The organism is Burkholderia sp. MSMB2157WGS (genome assembly GCF_001532755.1).
GTDB lineage: Bacteria > Pseudomonadota > Gammaproteobacteria > Burkholderiales > Burkholderiaceae > Burkholderia.
The window spans coordinates 502915-522585 of the sequence record NZ_LPJG01000011.1; the positions used below are offsets into that span (position 1 = coordinate 502915).

Below are 19671 nucleotides of genomic sequence, written 5' to 3' on the forward strand. Positions count from 1 at the left end.
CTCCTCAGGTGCGTTTCGCGTAGTTCGTCTCGACCCACTTGCGGTACTCGCCCGATGCGACCTCGTCGGCCCAAGCCTGGTTGTCGAGGTACCAGTCGACCGTCTTCGCCAGGCCCGTCTCGAACGTTTCCGCCGGCTTCCAGCCGAGCTCGCGTTCGAGCTTGCGTGCATCGATCGCGTAGCGGCGATCATGGCCCGGGCGGTCGGTCACATAGGTGATCTGGTCGCGGTACGACCCGGCTGCCTTCGGGCGCGCCTTGTCGAGCAGGTCGCACAGCGTATGCACGACTTCGAGGTTCTTCTTCTCGTTCCAGCCGCCGACGTTGTACGTCTCGCCCGGCACGCCGCGCGCGAGCACTTCGCGGATCGCGCTGCAGTGATCGCCGACATACAGCCAGTCGCGCACGTTCTGGCCGTCGCCATACACCGGCAGCGGCTTGCCCGCGAGCGCATTCGCGATCATCAACGGGATCAGCTTTTCCGGGAACTGGTACGGGCCGTAGTTGTTCGAACAGTTGGTCGTCAGTACCGGCAGACCGTACGTATGGTGGTACGCGCGCACCAAGTGGTCGGAACCCGCCTTCGTCGCCGAATACGGGCTGTTCGGCGCGTACGGCGTCGTCTCGGAGAATTGCGGGTCGGTGGCCGACAACGAACCGAACACCTCGTCGGTCGACACGTGCAGGAAGCGGAACGCGGCCTTGTCGGCGTCGTTCAGGCCGTTCCAGTACTGGCGGGTCGCCTCGAGCAGCGTGAACGTGCCGACGACGTTGGTCTGCACGAAGTCCGCGGGGCCGTGGATCGAACGATCGACGTGGCTTTCCGCGGCGAAGTGCAGCACCGCGCGGGGCTTGTGCTCGGCCAGGAGTGCGTCGAGTGCAGCACGGTCGCAGATGTCGACGCGGGCAAACACGTGCTTCGGGTTCCCGTCAAGCGACTGCAGCGTGCGCAGGTTCCCTGCGTACGTCAGCTTGTCAACGTTGAGCACGGCTTCGTCGGATGCGCGCAGCCAGTCGAGTACAAAATTGGCACCGATAAAACCCGCGCCGCCCGTAACCAGGATCATGAGGCTCCCTCAAATAGTGTGTGACAGGCGCCGTCAGGCGCCGGCCACATCGGATTCGCAAATGCCAGTAGCTTGTGATTGCCACGTCAGACCGGGAATTTTAACCGGTCGACATGGCCTCCAAAGTCATGAAATGCTAATTTTGTTGGGGAAAGCGACAATTATAGGGAGCCGCCCCCTGCAAAAGCCATGCCGCTAACAACTTGATACAGCGCTTCGAACCCTTTCCACGCGCGAAATTTATTGCCAGATTGCCGCGCTGTTGCGGAACAGAAATTGCACTGCACCGCATTGACTGGATAATTTTTCCCGCGTTCTCGATACTCGCAAAGTCCGCCGCCCCATGATCCTCCCTCCCATCGCCATCGGCGACATCCAAGGCTGTCATTCCGCTTTCCAGTCGCTGCTGGCCAAGCTTTCAGTCCCCGCCGACACGCCGCTCTGGATCGCCGGCGACGTCGTCAACCGCGGCCCGGGCTCGCTCGCCGCCTTGCGCGCCATCGTCGATCTCGGCCCGCGCGCGACCGTCGTTCTCGGCAACCACGACCTTCATTTGCTCGCCGTCTCGGCCGGCATTCGCACCGAGCGCCCCGGCGACACCATCGGCGAAATCCTCGACGCGCCCGACGCCGACGCGCTGCTCGACTGGGTCCGCCACCGTCCGTTCGTGCATGTCGACGACGGAAAACTGCTCGTGCACGCCGGCGTGCTGCCGCAATGGGACACCACGCTTACCCTCGAACTCGCCGACGAACTGCAGCACGCGCTGCGTGCCCCCGACTGGCGCGACACGTTGCAAGGGCTGTACGGCAACGAGCCGAACCAGTGGAGTCCGAACCTGAAGAAACGCGACCGGATGCGCGTCGCATTCAATGCGTTCACGCGCCTGCGCTTCTGCACGCCCGACGGCGCGATGGAGTTCAAGGCGAACGGCGGCCCCGACAGCGCGCCGCCCGGCTACCTGCCGTGGTTCGACGCGCCGGGGCGCCGCACCGAGGACGTGACGGTCGTGTTCGGGCACTGGGCCGCGCTCGGCCTGATGCTGCGCGACAACGTCGTCGCGCTCGATTCGGGTTGCGTATGGGGAAACCAGTTGTCGGCCGTGCGACTCGCGGCCGATCCGGCGCAGCGCACGGTCACGCAGGTGCAGTGCGAAGCGTGCCGCTCGCCGGGCGGCGAGTGACGGCACGCTGATTCACGCGCCGCGGTCGCGCGTCAGCCCTCGCGCCCCGGCACGGGCGCGTCGGGCGTCGCGTCGCCCGCAGCATCGGCGCCGAGCTCGGTCGCCGGATACGCATGCTTCTGCAGCTCGGCAAGCGACTCCGCCGTCGGCTTGCCGACCTTCTCCTGCAGTGTCGCCAGTGCGGCGGCGATCGCGTCGCGCGCCGCCGCGGACGTCGCGCGGCGGTCGCCGCCCGGCGCGATCGGTTCGCACACGTACAGATGCGCGACGAGCGGGCCGCCGCGCAGCACCATGTCGAGCGACTTGCCGAGCGACAGGTCGCCCGTGTACGCCGGCGCGACCGACTGCCGCCCGTGCGCGTCCTCGTACATCAGGCAAATCGGCTGCACCGCGCAGCCGGCCGATACCGCGGCCTGGAACAGGTTCGCATGGAACGGCAGCAGATCCTGGCCGTCGGACGTCGTCCCTTCCGGAAACACGCACATCACGCCGCCGTTGCGCAGGCGCTCGGCCATCTCGTGCATGATCCGCATCGCCTCGGTACGCTTCTCGCGCTGCAGGAACACGGTGTCGAGCTTCTCGGCGAGCCAGCCGACGATCGGCCACTGCCGCACCTCGGCCTTCGACACGAACGGCGTCGGCCGCCACGCGTTGACCGCATAGATGTCCAGCCACGAGACGTGATTGCCCACGACGAGCGCGCTCGCGTCGAGCCGCGCGCCGTCGTTGTGGACGACGAGGCGCATCCCGCAGATCCGCAGCATCTTGAGCGACCAGCGGCGTATCAGCTCGGCGCGGTGCGCGGGCGTGACGTGCGAAAAGCGCAGCGCGACGATCGCCATGCCGCGCAACAGGTGAAAGACGAGACGCAGCTTGCGAATGGCGGTCATGGCGAAGGTCCGACGGGGTTCAGTGGCGCTCGAACGCGATCTGCCCGGCGACGAGCGTCGTGCGCACGGTGGCCGGCAGTTCGTAGCCGAGGAACGGCGAGTTGTGGCCCTGGCTCTTCAGCGCACGCGGCTCGACGCGCCAGTGCGCGCGCGGATCGAACACGCACAAGTCGGCCGCGCCGCCTTCGGCGAGGCGACCCGCCGGCAGTTGCAGCACGTCGGCCGGCGCGGAGGTGATGCGGCGCAGCGCCTGCGCGAGCGGCGTGCGGGTCTCGTCCGCCCACTTCAGCGTCAGCGACAGCAGCAGCTCGAGCCCCGTCGCGCCCGGCGTCGCTTCGCCGAACGGCAGCAGCTTCTCGTCGTCGTCGACCGGCGTGTGATCCGAGCAGATCGCGTCGATCGTGCCGTCGGCGAGCGCCACGCGGATCGCTTCGCGGTCGCGCTCGCCGCGCAGCGGCGGGTCGAGCCGGAACTGCGAATCGAAGTAACCGATGTCGACGTCGATCAGGTGAACGTGGTTCGCGCCGACGTCGCAGGTCACGGGCAGCCCTTCCGCCTTCGCCGCACGCACGAGCGCGAGGCCGGCCGCCGACGACAGCCGCGCGAGGTGCACGCGCGCGCCCGTCACGCGCATTAGTTCGAAAATGGTGTGCAGTGCGATCGTCTCGGCCGCGACCGGCACGCCGGAGAGCCCGAGCCGCGACGCGAGCGCGCCGCTCGCGGCCACACCGCCGCGGCCGATGAACGCGTCGAGCGGACGCAGCCACGTCGTGTAGCCGTAGGTGCTCGCGTATTGCAGCGCGCGCAGCAGCACCTGCGTGTCGCGCACCGGCACGTTGGCGTGCGTGAAGCCGACGCAGCCGGATTCGGTCAGCGCGACCATCTCGGTGATCACCTCGCCCTTGAGGCCGACCGTCAGCGCGCCGAGCGGATGCACGTTCGCCTGCCGCAGGTTGCGCGCGCGGAACTTGAGCATTTCGACGAGGCCCGGCTCGTCGAGCACGGGGTCGGTATCCGGCGGGCACACGAGCGTCGTGACGCCGCCCGCGACGGCCGCGGCCATCTCGGACGCGAGCGTCGCCTTGTGCTCGTAGCCGGGCTCGCGCAGCCGCGCGCACAGGTCGACGAGGCCGGGCGCGACGATCAGGCCCGACGCGTCGATCGTCCTGTCCGCGTTGAAACCGGCCGGCGCCGAACCGGCCGCGGCGAGCGCGGCGATCTTGCCGTCCGCGACGAATACGTCGGCCTGCCCTTCGGTGCCGGCGACCGGGTCGATCAGCGTGCCGCCTTTGATATGAATCTTCATGCGCTGTCTGTGAATGCGTTGATTGCGTTGAATGCCTGGATCGGGATGCGCGAAAGCGGGCTCAGTCGCTGTTGCCGGCGACGATGCCCATCACCGCCATCCGCACGGCGATGCCGAACGTGACCTGGTTGAGGATCACCGACTGCGGACCGTCGGCGACCTGCGAATCGATCTCGACGCCGCGGTTCATCGGGCCCGGATGCATCACGATCGCGTCGGGCGCGGCGAGCGCGAGGCGCTCGGGCGTCAGGCCCCACGTCTTGAAGTACTCCTGCGCGGACGGCAGCAGCGCGCCGCTCATCCGTTCGTTCTGCAGGCGCAGCATGATGATCACGTCGACGCCCTTCAGCCCCTCGTCGAGGTTGTGGAACACCTTCACGCCCATCTGCTCGAGCCCGCCCGGCAGCAGCGTGCGCGGGCCGATCGCACGCACTTCCGGCACGCCGAGCGTGGTGAGCGCGTGGATGTCGGAGCGCGCGACGCGCGAATGCAGGATGTCGCCGACGATCGCCACGCGCAGCTTCGTGAAGTCGCGCTTGTAGTGACGGATCGTGTACATGTCGAGCAGGCCCTGCGTCGGGTGCGCGTGGCGGCCGTCGCCGGCGTTGATCACGTGCACGTGCGGCGCGCAATGCTCGGCGATCAGGTACGGCGCGCCGCTCGACGCGTGGCGCACGACGAACAGGTCGGCATGCATCGCCGACAGGTTGTTGATCGTGTCGAGCAGCGACTCGCCCTTGCTGGTCGACGACGCATTGATGTTCAGGTTCAGCACGTCGGCCGACAGGCGCGTCGCGGCGATCTCGAAGGTCGTGCGCGTGCGCGTCGAGTTCTCGAAGAACAGGTTGAACACGGACTTGCCGCGCAGCAGCGGCACCTTCTTCACCTCGCGGTCCGTCACGCTGACGAACTGCTCGGCCGTATCGAGGATGTGATTGACGATCGAGCGCGGCAGGCCCTCGATCGACAGCAGGTGCTTCAGCTCGCCGTTTTTCGTGAGCTGCGGGTTGCCCTTCAGGAACCCGTAGCGAAACCGGTCGGGGCTCGCGGCCGCCGCGGGATTGCCGGTGCGGCCAGTGGTGTCGGTGGTCATGGTGTGCGTGATTCCAACTATGCAAACGGGCCGCGGTGCAAACCAGCGGCCCGGGATACGGTTCGCGTGTCGTTCAGGTGCCGTGCGACTCGGCGTGCAGCGTGAACCGCGTATCGTCGCGCGCGAGCACGAGCGTCGCGTCGGCCGGCACGTCGAGCGTGCCGCCCGCGAAACGCGCGGCGACCGGCAGCTCGCGGCCGCCGCGATCGGCGAGCACCGCGAGCTCGACCGCGGCCGGACGGCCGTAGTCGAACAGCTCGTTGAGCGCGGCGCGCACGGTGCGGCCGGTGTACAGCACGTCGTCGACGAGCACGATGCACGCGCCGTCGACGTCGAACGGCAGCGACGTCGGGCTGGCCTGGCTGTGCAGCCCCTTCTTCGCGTAGTCGTCGCGGTGCAGCGCGACGTTGACGACGCCGAACGCCGGTGCGCCGAGATCGCGCGCGAGGCGCTCGGCGAGCCACGCGCCGCCGCTATGAATGCCGGCGAGCCGCGGGCCGCCCGGTTCGGCGAACGCCGTGCCGTACGCGGCGCGAATCTGGTCGAGCAGGGCGCGGTAAAGCGCCTCGGCGTCAATGGTGCTCATGGTCGGACAATTGATCGAGATACTGTTGAAGGATGACGCGCGCGGCTTCGGCATCGAGCATGTCGGTGCGTGCGCGGCCGCGCACGTTGCGCTCGCGCAGCCCGGCCTCGGCCTCGACCGACGAATAGCGCTCGTCGATCCACGTGACGGGTAGCCCGAAGCGGCCGTTCAACTGGTTGCCGAAGCGCTTCGCCTGCTGCGTCATGTCGTGCGGCGTGCCGTCCGGATGCATCGGCAAGCCCACGACGAGCGCGTCCGGCCGCCATTCGGCCAGCAGGTCGCCGACCGCCTTGAAGCGGTGTTCGCGGTTCAGGTTCTGGATCACGACGAGCGCACGGGCCGAGCGCGTCAGCGCGTTGCCGATCGCGACGCCGATCCGTTTCTCGCCGTAGTCGAACGCCAGGAGCGTCGCATCGCGCGCGCTCGCGCCGCTCATGCGTGCCCTGCCTCGCCGGACAGCATCGACGAGCTGACGCCGAGCAGGCCGAGCGCCGCTTCGAAGCGCTCTTCGGCCGGCGTGTCGAACACGATGCGCGGGTCGGCGGCGACCGTCAGCCAGCCGTTGCGGGAAATTTCTTCCTCGAGCTGCCCGGCGCCCCAGCCTGCATGGCCGAGCGTCAGCAGGAAACGTTTCGGGCCGGTGCCCGTCGCGACCGCCTCGAGCACGTCCTTCGACGTCGTCATCTCGAGCCCGCCGTCGACGGACATCGACGAGTTGTAGCTCGCGCCCTCGACCGGCTCGTGCAGCACGAAGCCGCGCTCGGTCTGGACCGGGCCGCCGAAGTACACGGGAATGTGCAGCAGCGGCTCGATGTCGAGCTTCAGGTCGATGCGGTTGAACAGCGATTCGAGGTCGATGTCGGTCGGACGATTGATGACGAGGCCGAGCGCACCGCGCTCGCTGTGATCGCAAAGATAGATCACCGTTCCCGAGAACGTCGGATCGGCCATGTTGGGCATGGCGATCAGGAACTGGTTGGTGAGATTGATGCGATCGGAAGGCTTTGACATGGTTTGAATTTTAGCAAAGACGCCGCGACCTGACCGGGCCGCGATCAACAAGCAACGCCGCGCCGCGCTGGCAACGACGCGCGCGGATCACACGGCACTCTAACACGCGCGCGGGCGCTGTCGGCAGCGTGTTGCAGGCCCGCGCGACAAGGGCCGCCGGCGCGTGTCCGTCCCCTTGTTCGTCAGGTCCGGCCGAGCGCGGCACCGAGCGCTTCGGACGCCGCCGTGAGATCCGGCGGCGCGACGCCGGCCGCGATCTTCAGGAGCGCCGCGCGCAGCATGTCGGACGCGTGGCGGTGCGCATCGAGGCCGCCGTCGGCGAGCGGCACGCCGTGCGCCGCACGGCGCCACGCCAGGCCGAGCGTGTCGGCCAGCAGCGCCGCGTGGCCGAGCCCGAGCGCGCAGGCGGCCGTGCCGACCCGATAGGCCGCGCCGGACGCGTGCCACGCGGCGCCGGTGTCGGCCGCGGCCGGGTCGGCCGCCAGGTCGGCCATCGACGCATCGGCGGTCTGCAGGAAATCCTCATAGGCATGCGCATTGACGGTCACGACGCCGAGCGCGCGGGTCGGTGCGACGGCGACCGCCTCGTGCTCGGCCCGCGCGGCATCGGCCTCCCACAACGCTTCGGAAGCGGGCGTGCCGGCGACGTGCCAGTCGACCGTCAACCCGTAGTCGTGCAGCACGTCGACGAGCGCGACGTCCTCGGCCGCGGCGCCGAACAGCGCGAAATCGCGCCATAGCAGCGCCACCGTCTCGCGCACCAGTTCGGGCGGCGCGCCGCGCCGGCCCTGCGCGTGTTCGCCGAGCAGCAGGTTGGTTCGCGCGAGAAAGCGCTTCAGTTCGGGCGCGCCGCTCGCGCGCAGCGCACGCACGCACGCGGCCGCGAGCCGCCAGAAATCGTACGGTGCGTCATCGGTGAGCGCGGCCAGCATCGTGTCGAGTTCGTCGAGCGCCGCCCCCGGCGCACCGTGTTCGGCACGCAGCACGCCCAGCAGCGCCTGCTCGTAGCGGGCGCGAATCCGGGCCGCAAATGCATCGGGCAGCGCGCGCAGCGTGGCAGGCGGCACCGCGCGGCCGACCAGCGCGAGCGCGTCGAGCGGCGCGCTCGCGCGCAAGTCGGCGGCGCTTTGCGCGCGCAACGCACGGAAATGCTCGAAGAGAACGGGCGAGCACGCGAGCTCGCGCAGGTTGTGGCGCCCGACGGCCGCACGAAAATCGTGCAGCGCGGCCCGCCAGCCGGCCGAAGTCGGCTCGGTGCCGACGAGCGGCATGGCGGCCGACAGTTGCCCGGCGAAACGCGCGGCCGGCAGCCAGCCGGCTTCCGCCAGCACGGCCGCGGCCGCGGCAAGCGGCGCCGCGGCATCGTCGCGCCGCTCGAATGCATCGGCAGCCGCTGCCAGCCATGCCTCGGCCGCGCGCACGGCTCCGCCACGCGGATTGGGCAATGCGTCAGGGTGGGGAACGTTCGCCGGATCGGACGTCATGGGCACGCGCGCCTGTCATCGTCGAGTCGCTCGCGCGAATCGCGGCACGCGAGCGCCGGATCCGTGCAAGGCCTGAGCGGAGTGTGCGTGGGCCAGCGGTCCGATCAGATCTGGACCATCTCGAAGTCTTCCTTGCGGGCGCCGCATTCGGGACACGTCCAGTTGATCGGGACGTCTTCCCAGCGCGTGCCCGGGGCAATGCCCTCTTCCGGCAGCCCGGCTTCTTCGTCGTAAATCCAGCCACAAATCAGGCACATCCAGCTCTTGTATTCCATCTTAAGCCGCGTCGGGGAAAGTCGGTAAATTCGGGAGCCATGATGGTACCGTGTCGGGGCCGGACTGCCTAGCAATCGCGCTGGAGGACGGCGACTACGTTGCGCTGCGCTAAAAAATCCGTCGTACCGGCCGGATTCCACCGCATAATGGTTGAAAGTGCGGCCTGCCGGGCAACACAGGGCCGAAACAGCCCCACTCGCCTCGCCGTCCGCATCTCCGTCGCTTTTCCGTTTTTCTCTTGCCCCATTTTTACATGTCCAGCAACGCCCCTCCGATCGTCCTCACCTTCGGCCTGTCCGATCCCACCGGCGGCTCCGGCCTCCAAGCCGATCTGATGACCCTGGCGAGCATGGGCTGTCACGGCGTGTCCGTCCTGACCGGCTATACCGTGCGCGACTCGGCCGCCTGCGATGAAGTGACCGGCCTCGACCCCGACGTCGTCGCCGCGCAGGCGCGCATGCTGCTCGAAGACATGCCGGTTGCGGCATTCAAGATCGGCGCGGCGACGCGCGCGGAAGTCGTGAGCGCGATCGCCGAAGTCGTCGCCGACTACGACGGCGTGCCGCTCGTGCTCGCGCCGGACTTCACGCTCGACGACGAACACGTGCTCGCCGCCGACGACCTGCGCGAATCGATCGCCGACCTGCTGGCGCCGCAAACCACCCTGCTCGTCGCCGATCACGCGACGCTGATCGCGCTCGCGCAGCCGGACGGCGATGCCGAAGCGCCGAATCTCGATGCGGCCGTGTCGCACCTGCTGTCGCAAGGTTGCGAATACATCCTGTCGTCGGAAACGGGCTCGCACCGCCTCGTCAATACGCTGTACGGCGAAGAAGGCCAGCTTCGCGAAGACATGTGGGACCGCTCGCCGCACCGGCTGATGGGCATCACCGATACGCTCGGCGCGGCCATCGCGGCGCTGCTCGCAAACGGCCAGGAGCCGCCGGAGGCCGTGCGCGAGGCGCAGGAATACCTGTACCAGGCCGTGCGCGACGCGTTCCGGCCCGGTATGGGCGCATACCTGCCCGACCGGTTCTTCTGGGCGCGCAGCAACGACGATTCGGACGCGCCGCCGGCCGTGAAGGCCGACCCGGCGCCGAGGACGTCGCACCGGCATTGAGTCGCGACGCGGCGAGCAGGTCCCGCCGCACGCCGCGCCGCTTTGAGGCGTGACGTATCCGGCCGCCTCGCGCACGCATCGAAAACCGCGCGCACATAAAAAAAGACCCGCATCGCTGCGGGTCTTTTCTTTGGCTGGAACGCGCATCGCTGCGCGCTCCGGACACCGTCGACCGAAGTCGATTACATGTCCATGCCCATGCCGCCCATGCCGCCCGGCATGCCGCCCGGCATCGGTGCGTCTTCCTTCGGCAGTTCTGCGACAGCTGCGTCCGTCGTCAGCAGCAGGCCTGCAACCGACGCTGCGTTCTGCAGTGCGGTGCGCGTGACCTTGGTCGGGTCGACGACGCCGGCTTCGACCATGTCGACGTACTCGCCCGTTGCTGCGTTGTAACCGTAGTTGCCCTTGCCTGCAGCAACCGCTGCGACCACGACGCTCGCTTCTTCGCCGCCGTTCGTGACGATCTGGCGCAGCGGCTCTTCCATCGCGCGCAGCACGATCTTGATGCCGGCGTTCTGGTCGGCGTTCACGCCGGTCAGGCCTGCGATCGCGGTGCGTGCACGGATCAGCGCGACGCCGCCGCCCGGGACGATGCCTTCTTCAACGGCAGCGCGGGTTGCGTGCAGCGCGTCTTCGACGCGTGCCTTCTTTTCCTTCATTTCGACTTCGGTCGCAGCGCCGACCTTGATCACCGCAACGCCGCCGGCCAGCTTCGCCACGCGCTCTTGCAGCTTCTCACGGTCGTAGTCCGACGTCGCTTCTTCGATCTGCGTGCGGATCTGCTTGACGCGCGCTTCGATGTTCACGGCTTCGCCTGCGCCGTCGATGATCGTCGTGTTTTCCTTGCCCACTTCGATGCGCTTCGCCTGGCCCAGTTCTGCCAGCGTTGCCTTCTCGAGCGTGAGGCCGGTTTCTTCCGCGACGACCTGACCGCCGGTCAGGATCGCGATGTCTTCCAGCATCGCCTTGCGACGGTCGCCGAAGCCCGGCGCCTTGACCGCGACGGTCTTCAGGATGCCGCGGATGTTGTTGACGACCAGCGTTGCGAGCGCTTCGCCTTCGACGTCTTCGGCGATGATCAGCAGCGGACGGCCTGCCTTCGCGACTTGCTCGAGCACCGGCAGCAGATCGCGGATGTTCGACACCTTCTTGTCGTGCAGCAGCACGAACGGGTTCTCGAGGACGGCGACTTGCTTGTCCGGGTTGTTGATGAAGTACGGCGACAGGTAGCCGCGGTCGAATTGCATGCCTTCGACGACGTCGAGTTCGTCGGCCAGCGACTTGCCGTCTTCGACGGTGATGACGCCTTCCTTGCCGACCTTGTCCATCGCTTCAGCGATGCGATCGCCGATCGACGAATCGCTGTTCGCCGAGATCGAGCCGACCTGTGCGATTTCCTTGTTGGTCGTGCACGGCTTGCTGATCTTCTTCAGCTCTTCGACGGCCGCTGCGACTGCCTTGTCGATGCCGCGCTTCAGGTCCATCGGGTTCATGCCCGACGCGACGTACTTCATGCCTTCGCGAACGATCGATTGCGCGAGGACGGTTGCCGTCGTCGTGCCGTCGCCTGCGTTGTCGCTGGTCTTGGAAGCGACTTCCTTGACCATTTGCGCGCCCATGTTCTGGAGCTTGTCCTTCAGCTCGATTTCCTTCGCGACCGACACACCGTCCTTGGTGACCGTCGGGCCGCCGAAGCTGCGCTCGAGCACGACGTTGCGGCCCTTCGGACCCAGCGTGACCTTGACTGCGTTGGCGAGAATGTTCACGCCTTCGACCATCTTCGAACGGGCGGAATCGCCGAATACGACGTCTTTAGCTGCCATCTTTAACTCCTTGAATTCTTGGGAATATGTACCGTCGGAGGACGCTTACTTGGCGTTGACAACGGCCATGATGTCTTCTTCGCGCATGACCAGCAGTTCCTGGCCGTCGACCTTCACGGTCTGACCTGCGTACTTGCCGAACAGGACACGATCGCCGACCTTCACGTCGAGTGCGATCGGCGCGCCCTTGTCGTCGCGCTTGCCCGGGCCGATGGCCAGGACTTCGCCCTGATCCGGCTTTTCAGCAGCGGCGTCGGGGATCACGATGCCCGAGGCGGTCTTGGTTTCCTGATCCAGGCGCTTGACGATCACGCGATCGTGCAAAGGACGAAGGTTCATATTCACTCCTCTCTTGACTGAGATTGAAGAACGCTTAGGGAAACTGCCCGGCTCGTCGCCCGGCAGAGAATTGTTAGCACTCTCGTGCAGCGAGTGCTAATTATATGGACGGGTTTTGACAAATTCAAGAAGGGGAACCGGGGGAATTTTCGCGGCGGCGAGACGGCGGGAAAAACACCGAAATACAGCAAAAAACCCTTTCAAAACAATACCCTGAGGACCACAACCGCCGCACCGGACGGCCCCTTGCGACCCGCCAACCTCATCCAGCCCCGATTGGACACCGGGTAAGCCCGGAGTTCCTGAGACCGGCGACATCGCAGCGAAAAAGCCGTGCGGGCGCCGATTTCACCCGCCGCGACGCGTTCGTTCGCCGGCATCGTCGGGACGAGCCTCGCGCGCCTCACGCATCGGCACAGTCCGCCCCCGACAGCGGCCGGAAGGTCCGGCCGTCCGTCTCGACGGCCGCGCCCAGCCGCCGCGCGAGCCCCTTCGCGCCTTCGCGCATCACGACGTCGTGATTCCATCGGAACAGCGGCCGTGCGAGCGGCTCCAGCCAGTTCATCCAGCCGTGCGTGCGAATGTGCCAGTCGTAGCGCACGACGGTGCGCGCGCCGTCGGCGGCAAACGACCAGCGTCCGTCGCCCTCGATCGCGCCGCTCGCACGGCCTTCGAGCACATGCGGCCGCTCGACGCGCCGCACGCGCATGTCGAAGGTCAGCCGGTACGGCAGCGCGCCCTTCCACGTATACCGGTGCAGCGCGCCGACGCCGCGCGCGTCGCCATGCTCGAGCTCGACCGTGCGCACGGCGCCCTTCCACCAGTCGGGCCAGCGATCGACCTGGTAGATCGCATCCCAGACCGCCGCGAGCGGCGCATCCACCCGCCAGATCGTCGAAAACCGGTACTCCGCCATGCAGCCTCCGGCATGCGCGTCAGGAACGCGGATCGGCGCGCCCGTCAGGGCGCGAAGAAACGCTCGGGAAACGCGACGTCGATCTCCACGTCGTCGAGCGTCACGGTTTCGAGCGGCACGTCGTCGCCGTCCGCGTAGCTGACGACCTTCAGCGGAAAACCGTCCGCGGCGTCGAGCCACAGCCGGTAGCGATGCACGCCGTCGACCGCGTGCGCAGGCGCGCCCGTGACCAGCACGCGCAGCGCGGTCCGGCCGCCGACGGCGTCCTCGCCTTCGGTCACCGTCGCGCCGCCCTGCTGCAGCGCATGGACGTTGCGCAGCAGTTCGCCGACGTCCGAGCGGTCGACCCGGTGGCCGGTGCGGTCGCGCACGAGCGGATTGGACGGCGACAACGTCAGCGCGGGCGGCGCGTGCGTGCCGAACGGGCGCAACCGCACCTTGCCGTCGCCAGGATCGTACGCGAGCACCGCGCCGCGATGCGGCGACACGAAATCCATCCGGACGAAGCCCGGTTTCAGGTACGCGTAGCGGATTTCGGTGTGCTCGCCGTCGCGCGCCGACGAGCGAATCGTCGCGCGGTACGAGCGGACCTGGTCGAAATGCGCCTGCGCGACGGTTACGGGATCGGCTGTCATGCTCGCTCCTATCAGGCTCGCGGCCAGCAACGCGGTGATCACGGCGCCGCCTCGACATCGAGCACGCCTTCCATCCCGCGCTCGCGATGGCTCCTGAAAAACAGCAGCCGGTGCGTGCAATAGTAGGCGAATCGCCCCGGCTGCAGCGGCGTGAAACGAAACGTCCTCGGCGTCGTGCCGAGCTCGGTGCGTACCGCGATGCCGGCCTGCGGCGCATCGAGTTCGAAGCTGTGCGGCACCGCGCCGGGCTCCGCCGACACGGTCAGCTCGACCGGCACGTGCGCGCGCACGATCACGTGGTTCGGCCGGAAGAAATAGCTGCCGCCGACGATCGCCACGCGCTGCACGCCATCGGCGTCGACGGGCACACGCACGGGCGGGTCGCCTTCCGCTCGCGCAAGCATCGTGCCCGCGAGGCACGCTGCCAGCCCGAGCCCCTTCTTCATCGCCGTTTTCATCGCCTGCTCCCTGCGAGCCCCGCGCGTCATCCCTTCCATGCGTCGGTCGGGCCGCCCAGCGCACCGCATGCGTCGATCGCGAGCGCGCGCAGACGCCGTTCGTCGCCGCGGCCGGAGAGCGCATAACCCATGCCGCGATCCGACCAGAAATACGTGTAGCGCCCGCCGGCCGACATCGCCCGCGGCGCGAGGCGCCGCGCATCGTATGCGGTCATGTACAGCGTCACGCGCGCGCCGTCCGCGCGCTGGTACATGAGCTGCGCGGCCGGCCCCGCGTCGCCGGGCAGCACCCGGCCGCCCAGCAGCGCGTAACCGTATTCGTCGAGCGACGGTGCGCGCACCGGCCGGCCGACGCGCGCCGACAGCCACGCGGCGAGCCGCGCGGGATCGGCCGCACCGACTTCCACCGGATGCTCGCGGTCGGCGGCGTACACGGCGTATGCGACGTCGGCGCGCGCGGCGAACGCCGGTTCGCGGCCGAACGCCGCCCAGCCGACATGCAGCGCGACACCGATCAGCAGCCCGGCCGCGAGCCCCGCGAACGCATGCGTGACGGCACGCCAGCGCGGCGCGCGGCGCTGCACGAACAACGCCGGCGCGGCCGCCGGCAACGGAAACAGCGCTTTCAGCGCATCGCGCTGCGCGCGGTAATGCGCGAATCGTTCGGCTTCCTGCGGATCGGACTGCAGGCGCTCGAGCATCTCGCGCCGCTCGTGCCCGGACAGCTCGCCGTCCAGCAGCGCGGACAGCAGTTGCGCCGACGCGTCGTCGTCCCCCCGATTCGAAGTCTTGCGCGGATCGTCCATCATGGCTTCCCGATCACCCGTAACGCGGCCGTGCCGTGCGCCGACGGCGCGTCCGACAGCAACGCGCGCATCTGCGCGCGCGCCCGCGCGAGTCGCGACATCACCGTGCCCACCGGCACGCCGAGCACCTGCGCGGCATCGCGATAGCTCAACTCCTCGAGCGCGACCAGCAGCAGCACCTCGCGCTGTTCGACCGGCAGCCGGTACAGCGCGCGCTGCACGTCGCGCAACTCCAGCCCGCCGACCTCGCCTGCCGGCGCGGCCATCGTCTGCCACGGCGCGGTCGCGTCGTCGACCGCGATCTCGTGCCGGGCGCGCAACTGGTCGATGAAGCGGTGCCGCAGCAGCGTCAGCAGCCACGCGCGCAGGTGGGCGCCGTCGCGCGGCGGCCGGTTCAGTGCACGCTCGAGCGTGTCCTGCACGAGATCGTCGGCCCACGCGCGCTCGCCCGTCAGTGCACGCGCATAGCGCGTGAGATGCGGGAGCCACACCAGCAGGTCCGATTCATAGCTCATCGGAGCGCCTCGCGCGTCGCCGCGCGATCACGGCCGCGCGACGTGCCACACGCCGCCGACGCCGTCGCCGCCCGCGTCGCCGGCCTGGTGGTCCATCTTCCAGCGATACAGCGGGCGGCCACGGTACGCCCATTGCTTCTTGCCGTCGTCGCGGGCGACGAGGCTCAGCGCACCCGACGCCTTGTCGTACGCGTCGGCGAGCGCGGGCGGCCAGTTGGCCGCGCACGCGCCGTCGCACATGCTCTTGCCCGGCGCATCGCGATCGAACACGTACAGCGTCATGTGCGCTTCGTCGACCAGTTTCCCGTCGGCGACCTGCGGCGGCTCCGCAGCCGCCGGCCGCACGAACGCCGCAGTCAGCGCGGCGGCGAACAGCATCCGTTTCATTCCCGTTCTCCTTGGCGTCGTCTCGCGACACGGCGCCGCTGAACGGGACGATCGGCTGCGTCGCGATCATTATCCCGCCGGCCGGCTGTGCCGGAACTCGGTATGTAAACGGACGGCGACGGCCGGTTATTCCATCGCACGCCATGCCGTAACGCGCCGCGACGAGCGGCGGCGATCCTTCATGCGACGAAAGAAAACGGGAAGCCCGAAATGACGACGCGGCATGACATCGCTGTCATGCCGCGTTGCGCGACCCCTGTTGCACGACCGTTGCGCACGACGGCCGATGCGGCGCCGTCGTGCGGTTTCGGCCGGTTACCTCGGCAGTGCGCCGGTCAGCGACTGGAGCAGCGTCGTCACCGGTGCGAGCGGGTTGTTCGGCGAACTGTTGCCGGAATGCGGCGTCACCGACAGGCTCGGCGCGGAGCCGAGCACAGTGCCCGCCGACGTGCCGACCGCATTGACGACCGTCGCCGTCGAGTTGGCACCCGTCGTCAGCAGCGACCCCACCGCGCCCGCCGTGCCGCCGGCCGCATTCGCGCCCGAGCCGAGCAGACTGCCGCCTGCCGCTGCCGTCGAACCGGCCGCACCCGACAGCGCGCCGGCCGCCTGGCCGAGCGCCGCCGGACCGGACGCGAGCGCGCCCGTCACCGAACCAAGCGCGCCGGTCAGTGCGCCGGCCGGGTTGGCGCCGCCCGTCAGGCCGCTCACGAGGTTCGTGATCGGCGCGATCGGGCTGTTGCCGGTCGCGCCGGACAGCGTGCCGACCACCTGGTTCACGACGCCTTGCACCGGCGCCAGCGGGTTGGAACCGCCGAGGTTGCCGAGAGCGCCCGTCACCGAGTTCAGCGCGCCCGTCAGGGCGCCGGCCGGATTGCCGCTGCCGAGCGTACCGACGACCTGGTTCACGACACCCTGCACCGGCGCCAGCGGGCTCGTGCCGCCGAGGGCGCCGAGCGCGCCCGCCACCGAGCCGACCGCATTGCCGATCGCGCCCGTGGCCGTCCCGACCGCGTTGCTCAGCGTGCCGGCCGCGTTGCTGCCGCCGAGCGTACCGACCACCTGGTTCACGACGCCTTGCACCGGCGCCAGCGGGTTGGTCCCGCCGAGATTGCCGAGCGCGCCCGTCACCGAACCGAGTGCGCCGGTCAGCGCGCCGGCCGGATTGCCGCCCGGCAGGGCGTTCTGCAGACCGTTGACGAGGTTCGTGATCGGCGTGATCGGGCTGCCGCCGCCCGCACCCGACAGCGTGCCGACGACCTGGTTCACGACACCCTGCACCGGCGCCAGCGGGTTCGCGCCGCCGAGCGCGCCCGTCACCGAGTTCAGCGCGTTCGTCAGCGCACCGGCGGGATCGCCGTTGCCGAGCGTGCCGGCGAGTTGCGTGACGGCGCCTTGCACCGGCGCGAGCGGGCCGCCTGCGCCACCGACGTTGCCGAGCGTGCCCGTGATCGTGTTGACCGCGTTGCTCAGTGCGCCGGCCGGGTTGCCGCTGCCGAGCGTGCCCGTGACCTGGTTCACGATGTTCTGGATCGGGGTGATCGGGTTCGCGCCACCGCCGAGGTTGCCCAGGGCGCCGGTTACCGTGCCGAGTGCGCCGGTCAGCGCGCCTGCCGGGTTGCCACCGCCGACGCCGCCCAGTGCGCCCGTTACCGTGCCGAGTGCGCCGGTCAGCGCGCCCGCCGGGTTGCCACCGCCGACACCGCCCAAGGCGCCCGTTACCGTGCCGAGTGCGCCGGTCAGCGCGCCTGCCGGATTGCCGCCGCCAAGCGCACCCGTAACGCCGTTCACCACGCCCTGCACCGGCGCGAGCGGATTCGAGCCGCTGCCAAGGTTGCCCAGTGCCCCCGTGACCGTGCCAACGACACCGGCCAGTGCACCGGCCGGATCGCCGCCGCCGATCGTGCTCGTGAGGCCGTTCACGACACCCTGAACGGGTGCCAGCGGATTCGAACCACCGCCGAGATTGCCCAGTGCGCCAGTCACCGTGCCCACTGCGCCAGTCAGCGCACTCGCCGGGTTACCGCCACCGAGGGCGCCCGTTACCTGATTCACCACACCTTGCACCGGCGCCAGCGGGTTCGCGCCGCCACCGATTCCGCCCAGTGCGCCCGTTGCCGTGCCGAGCGCGCTGCTCAGCGTGCCGGTTGCCGTGTTCAGCGCGCCCGTCAGTGCACCGGCCGGGTTACCGCCGCTCAACGCGCCCGTCACTTGATTCACCACACCCTGTACCGGCGCCAGCGGGTTCGTGCCACCTCCGATACCGCCCAGCGCGCCCGTTGCCGTGCCGAGCGCATTGCTCAGCGTGCCGGTTGCCGTGTTCAATGCACCGGTCAATGCACCGGCCGGGTTGCCGCCGCTCAACGCGCCGGTCACTTGATTCACCACGCCCTGTACCGGCGCCAGCGGGTTCGTGCCGCCACCGATCCCGCCCAGCGCACCCGTCACCGTGCCGAGTGCGCCGGTCAACGCGCCCGCCGGGTTACCGCCACCGAGCGCGCCCGTTACCTGATTCACCACACCTTGCACCGGCGCCAGCGGGTTCGAACCGCCTCCGATCCCGCCCAGTGCACCCGTCACCGTGCCGAGTGCGCCGGTCAACGCGCCCGCCGGGTTACCGCCACCGAGCGCGCCCGTTACCTGATTCACCACACCTTGCACCGGCGCCAGCGGGTTCGAACCGCCTCCGATCCCGCCCAGTGCACCCGTCACCGTGCCGAGTGCGCCGGTCAACGCGCCCGCCGGGTTACCGCCACCGAGCGCGCCCGTTACCTGATTCACCACACCTTGCACCGGCGCCAGCGGGTTCGAACCGCCTCCGATCCCGCCCAGTGCACCCGTTGCCGTGCCGAGTGCATTGCTCAGCGTGCCGGTTGCCGTGTTCAATGCACCGGTCAATGCACCGGCCGGGTTGCCGCCGCTCAACGCGCCGGTCACTTGATTCACCACGCCCTGTACCGGCGCCAGCGGGTTCGCGCCACCGCCGATCCCACCCAGTGCGCCCGTCACCGTGCCGATTGCCCCCGTCAACGCACCCGCCGGATTGCCGCCACCGAGCGCCCCCGTCACTTGATTCACCACGCCCTGTACCGGCGCCAGCGGGTTCGTGCCGCCACCGATCCCGCCCAATGCACCCGTCACCGTGCCGAGTGCGCCGGTCAACGCGCCCGCCGGGTTACCGCCACCGAGCGCCCCCGTCACCTGATTCACCACGCCCTGCACCGGCGCGAGCGGCTGCACCGTGCCGCCGCCACCGCCGAGTGCGCCCGTCACCGCCCCCACGGCGCCCGACAGCACTTGCCCCGGCTCCCCGAGCGACGTCTGGATCGCGCCCGACCCGCCCGCCGTCACGGTCACCGAGCCCAGCGGCGACGTGCCCGTCGCGACCAGCCCGACCGACACGCTGTTCGTCGGTGGATTGACGATCACCTGCGGGATCGGCAGCGCATCGAGGGCGCCCGCCATCGCGGAACCCGAAGCCAGCACCCCGAACACCGTCGCGACCGACAGCGCCACACCCGTCAATTTGAAGTTCTGTCCCATCGTTATTTTCCCCATCTCGGTTGGCACTACGTTGACAAAGCATGGGGACGGATTGCACGAAGCGTGCCAATTCCAAAAACTGGCCGTTTCGCCTATCTGTTGATCGTCAATAAGGCTTTTTTAATTGATTTCAAGCGAAATCGGTGGATTGCAGCGCCTTAATCGTCTGATGAAAAAGGCCTTCGGAACACGGATGTAACGTAACGTTTGCGAGCCCCGCGGTAACGTGTTCCG

Annotated in this window: 20 protein-coding genes; 2 read left to right on the top strand and 18 right to left on the bottom strand. The window is 68.9% G+C overall.

All coding sequences use genetic code 11. From position 1 onward, the window contains the following. Window positions 1–4: 4 nt before the first annotated feature. A complete protein-coding gene (gene rfbB / locus WT53_RS07030; RefSeq protein ID WP_059824377.1) occupies window positions 5–1066 on the bottom strand; it encodes a dTDP-glucose 4,6-dehydratase in 1062 nt (353 codons plus the stop codon). Between the two features lie 343 nt (window positions 1067–1409). Here rfbB and WT53_RS07035 point away from each other — a divergent pair, with 343 nt between their 5' ends. Further along, entirely contained in the window at window positions 1410–2249 is an 840-nt protein-coding gene (locus tag WT53_RS07035) for a symmetrical bis(5'-nucleosyl)-tetraphosphatase (RefSeq protein WP_034206575.1), read from the top strand. Between the two features lie 32 nt (window positions 2250–2281). On the opposite strand, the gene WT53_RS07040 is transcribed toward WT53_RS07035, so the two are convergent. The 8 genes from WT53_RS07040 to WT53_RS07075 form a co-directional block, all read right to left on the bottom strand. Further along, window positions 2282–3139 (bottom strand): 1-acyl-sn-glycerol-3-phosphate acyltransferase, encoded by an 858-nt coding sequence (locus tag WT53_RS07040; RefSeq protein ID WP_034206574.1) that lies wholly within the window; start codon window positions 3137–3139, stop codon window positions 2282–2284. A 19-nt stretch (window positions 3140–3158) separates the two neighbouring features. Then, a complete protein-coding gene (locus WT53_RS07045; RefSeq protein ID WP_034206573.1) occupies window positions 3159–4445 on the bottom strand; it encodes a dihydroorotase in 1287 nt (428 codons plus the stop codon). A gap of 61 nt (window positions 4446–4506) precedes the next feature. Then, window positions 4507–5538, bottom strand: a complete 1032-nt coding sequence (locus tag WT53_RS07050; protein WP_006476735.1) for an aspartate carbamoyltransferase catalytic subunit — start codon at window positions 5536–5538, stop codon at window positions 4507–4509. Between the two features lie 73 nt (window positions 5539–5611). Then, the gene (pyrR, locus tag WT53_RS07055) at window positions 5612–6124 is read right to left on the bottom strand and encodes a bifunctional pyr operon transcriptional regulator/uracil phosphoribosyltransferase PyrR (RefSeq protein WP_060259004.1); all 513 of its coding nucleotides are present in this window, start codon (window positions 6122–6124) and stop codon (window positions 5612–5614) included. After that, window positions 6111–6560 (bottom strand): Holliday junction resolvase RuvX, encoded by a 450-nt coding sequence (gene ruvX, locus WT53_RS07060; RefSeq protein ID WP_034206571.1) that lies wholly within the window; start codon window positions 6558–6560, stop codon window positions 6111–6113. Before ruvX ends, pyrR begins: the two co-directional genes overlap by 14 nt. Continuing rightward, window positions 6557–7135 (bottom strand): YqgE/AlgH family protein, encoded by a 579-nt coding sequence (locus WT53_RS07065; protein ID WP_034206570.1) that lies wholly within the window; start codon window positions 7133–7135, stop codon window positions 6557–6559. Before WT53_RS07065 ends, ruvX begins: the two co-directional genes overlap by 4 nt. Before the next feature lie 182 nt (window positions 7136–7317). Then, the gene (locus WT53_RS07070; protein WP_060259008.1) at window positions 7318–8619 is read right to left on the bottom strand and encodes a hypothetical protein; all 1302 of its coding nucleotides are present in this window, start codon (window positions 8617–8619) and stop codon (window positions 7318–7320) included. Between the two features lie 104 nt (window positions 8620–8723). After that, window positions 8724–8894: a rubredoxin gene (locus WT53_RS07075; RefSeq protein WP_004186709.1), complete on the bottom strand. Its 171-nt coding sequence runs from the start codon at window positions 8892–8894 to the stop codon at window positions 8724–8726. 254 nt (window positions 8895–9148) lie between these two features. Between WT53_RS07075 and WT53_RS07080 the strand changes: the two genes are divergently transcribed. Continuing rightward, a complete protein-coding gene (locus WT53_RS07080; RefSeq protein WP_034206568.1) occupies window positions 9149–10015 on the top strand; it encodes a hydroxymethylpyrimidine/phosphomethylpyrimidine kinase in 867 nt (288 codons plus the stop codon). A 182-nt stretch (window positions 10016–10197) separates the two neighbouring features. On the opposite strand, the gene groL is transcribed toward WT53_RS07080, so the two are convergent. From groL to WT53_RS07125, 9 genes are all read right to left on the bottom strand, one after another. After that, window positions 10198–11838, bottom strand: a complete 1641-nt coding sequence (gene groL / locus WT53_RS07085) for a chaperonin GroEL (protein WP_034206567.1) — start codon at window positions 11836–11838, stop codon at window positions 10198–10200. Between the two features lie 45 nt (window positions 11839–11883). Further along, the gene (gene groES / locus WT53_RS07090; RefSeq protein WP_004186661.1) at window positions 11884–12177 is read right to left on the bottom strand and encodes a co-chaperone GroES; all 294 of its coding nucleotides are present in this window, start codon (window positions 12175–12177) and stop codon (window positions 11884–11886) included. A 403-nt stretch (window positions 12178–12580) separates the two neighbouring features. Then, on the bottom strand, window positions 12581–13093 hold the full coding sequence (locus tag WT53_RS07095) for an SRPBCC family protein (RefSeq protein WP_034206566.1): 513 nt from the start codon (window positions 13091–13093) through the stop codon (window positions 12581–12583). A 44-nt stretch (window positions 13094–13137) separates the two neighbouring features. After that, window positions 13138–13770 carry a membrane protein gene (locus WT53_RS07100; RefSeq protein WP_034206565.1) on the bottom strand — a complete coding sequence of 211 codons (633 nt, stop codon included), beginning with the start codon at window positions 13768–13770 and terminating at the stop codon, window positions 13138–13140. Continuing rightward, window positions 13767–14186: a quinol oxidase gene (locus tag WT53_RS07105; RefSeq protein ID WP_052100247.1), complete on the bottom strand. Its 420-nt coding sequence runs from the start codon at window positions 14184–14186 to the stop codon at window positions 13767–13769. Before WT53_RS07105 ends, WT53_RS07100 begins: the two co-directional genes overlap by 4 nt. Before the next feature lie 26 nt (window positions 14187–14212). Then, entirely contained in the window at window positions 14213–14995 is a 783-nt protein-coding gene (locus WT53_RS07110) for an anti-sigma factor (RefSeq protein ID WP_034206564.1), read from the bottom strand. Next, window positions 14992–15507: a sigma-70 family RNA polymerase sigma factor gene (locus tag WT53_RS07115; RefSeq protein ID WP_034206563.1), complete on the bottom strand. Its 516-nt coding sequence runs from the start codon at window positions 15505–15507 to the stop codon at window positions 14992–14994. The genes WT53_RS07110 and WT53_RS07115 overlap by 4 nt, the downstream gene beginning before the upstream one ends. 27 nt (window positions 15508–15534) lie before the next feature. Further along, the gene (locus WT53_RS07120) at window positions 15535–15894 is read right to left on the bottom strand and encodes a hypothetical protein (protein ID WP_034206562.1); all 360 of its coding nucleotides are present in this window, start codon (window positions 15892–15894) and stop codon (window positions 15535–15537) included. A 315-nt stretch (window positions 15895–16209) separates the two neighbouring features. After that, window positions 16210–19437: a hypothetical protein gene (locus WT53_RS07125; protein ID WP_060259012.1), complete on the bottom strand. Its 3228-nt coding sequence runs from the start codon at window positions 19435–19437 to the stop codon at window positions 16210–16212. Between the last annotated feature and the right edge of the window lie 234 nt (window positions 19438–19671).

Bases quoted from the DNA above. Each gene is read 5' to 3' on its own strand.
- rfbB (WP_059824377.1), bottom strand. From the start codon at position 1,066: ATGATCCTGGTTACGGGCGGCGCGGGTTTTATCGGTGCCAATTTTGTA.
- WT53_RS07035 (WP_034206575.1), top strand. From the start codon at position 1,410: ATGATCCTCCCTCCCATCGCCATCGGCGACATCCAAGGCTGTCATTCC.
- WT53_RS07040 (WP_034206574.1), bottom strand. From the start codon at position 3,139: ATGACCGCCATTCGCAAGCTGCGTCTCGTCTTTCACCTGTTGCGCGGC.
- WT53_RS07045 (WP_034206573.1), bottom strand. From the start codon at position 4,445: ATGAAGATTCATATCAAAGGCGGCACGCTGATCGACCCGGTCGCCGGC.
- WT53_RS07050 (WP_006476735.1), bottom strand. From the start codon at position 5,538: ATGACCACCGACACCACTGGCCGCACCGGCAATCCCGCGGCGGCCGCG.
- pyrR (WP_060259004.1), bottom strand. From the start codon at position 6,124: ATGAGCACCATTGACGCCGAGGCGCTTTACCGCGCCCTGCTCGACCAG.
- ruvX (WP_034206571.1), bottom strand. From the start codon at position 6,560: ATGAGCGGCGCGAGCGCGCGCGATGCGACGCTCCTGGCGTTCGACTAC.
- WT53_RS07065 (WP_034206570.1), bottom strand. From the start codon at position 7,135: ATGTCAAAGCCTTCCGATCGCATCAATCTCACCAACCAGTTCCTGATC.
- WT53_RS07070 (WP_060259008.1), bottom strand. From the start codon at position 8,619: ATGACGTCCGATCCGGCGAACGTTCCCCACCCTGACGCATTGCCCAAT.
- WT53_RS07075 (WP_004186709.1), bottom strand. From the start codon at position 8,894: ATGGAATACAAGAGCTGGATGTGCCTGATTTGTGGCTGGATTTACGAC.
- WT53_RS07080 (WP_034206568.1), top strand. From the start codon at position 9,149: ATGTCCAGCAACGCCCCTCCGATCGTCCTCACCTTCGGCCTGTCCGAT.
- groL (WP_034206567.1), bottom strand. From the start codon at position 11,838: ATGGCAGCTAAAGACGTCGTATTCGGCGATTCCGCCCGTTCGAAGATG.
- groES (WP_004186661.1), bottom strand. From the start codon at position 12,177: ATGAACCTTCGTCCTTTGCACGATCGCGTGATCGTCAAGCGCCTGGAT.
- WT53_RS07095 (WP_034206566.1), bottom strand. From the start codon at position 13,093: ATGGCGGAGTACCGGTTTTCGACGATCTGGCGGGTGGATGCGCCGCTC.
- WT53_RS07105 (WP_052100247.1), bottom strand. From the start codon at position 14,186: ATGAAAACGGCGATGAAGAAGGGGCTCGGGCTGGCAGCGTGCCTCGCG.
- WT53_RS07110 (WP_034206564.1), bottom strand. From the start codon at position 14,995: ATGATGGACGATCCGCGCAAGACTTCGAATCGGGGGGACGACGACGCG.
- WT53_RS07115 (WP_034206563.1), bottom strand. From the start codon at position 15,507: ATGAGCTATGAATCGGACCTGCTGGTGTGGCTCCCGCATCTCACGCGC.
- WT53_RS07120 (WP_034206562.1), bottom strand. From the start codon at position 15,894: ATGAAACGGATGCTGTTCGCCGCCGCGCTGACTGCGGCGTTCGTGCGG.
- WT53_RS07125 (WP_060259012.1), bottom strand. From the start codon at position 19,437: ATGGGACAGAACTTCAAATTGACGGGTGTGGCGCTGTCGGTCGCGACG.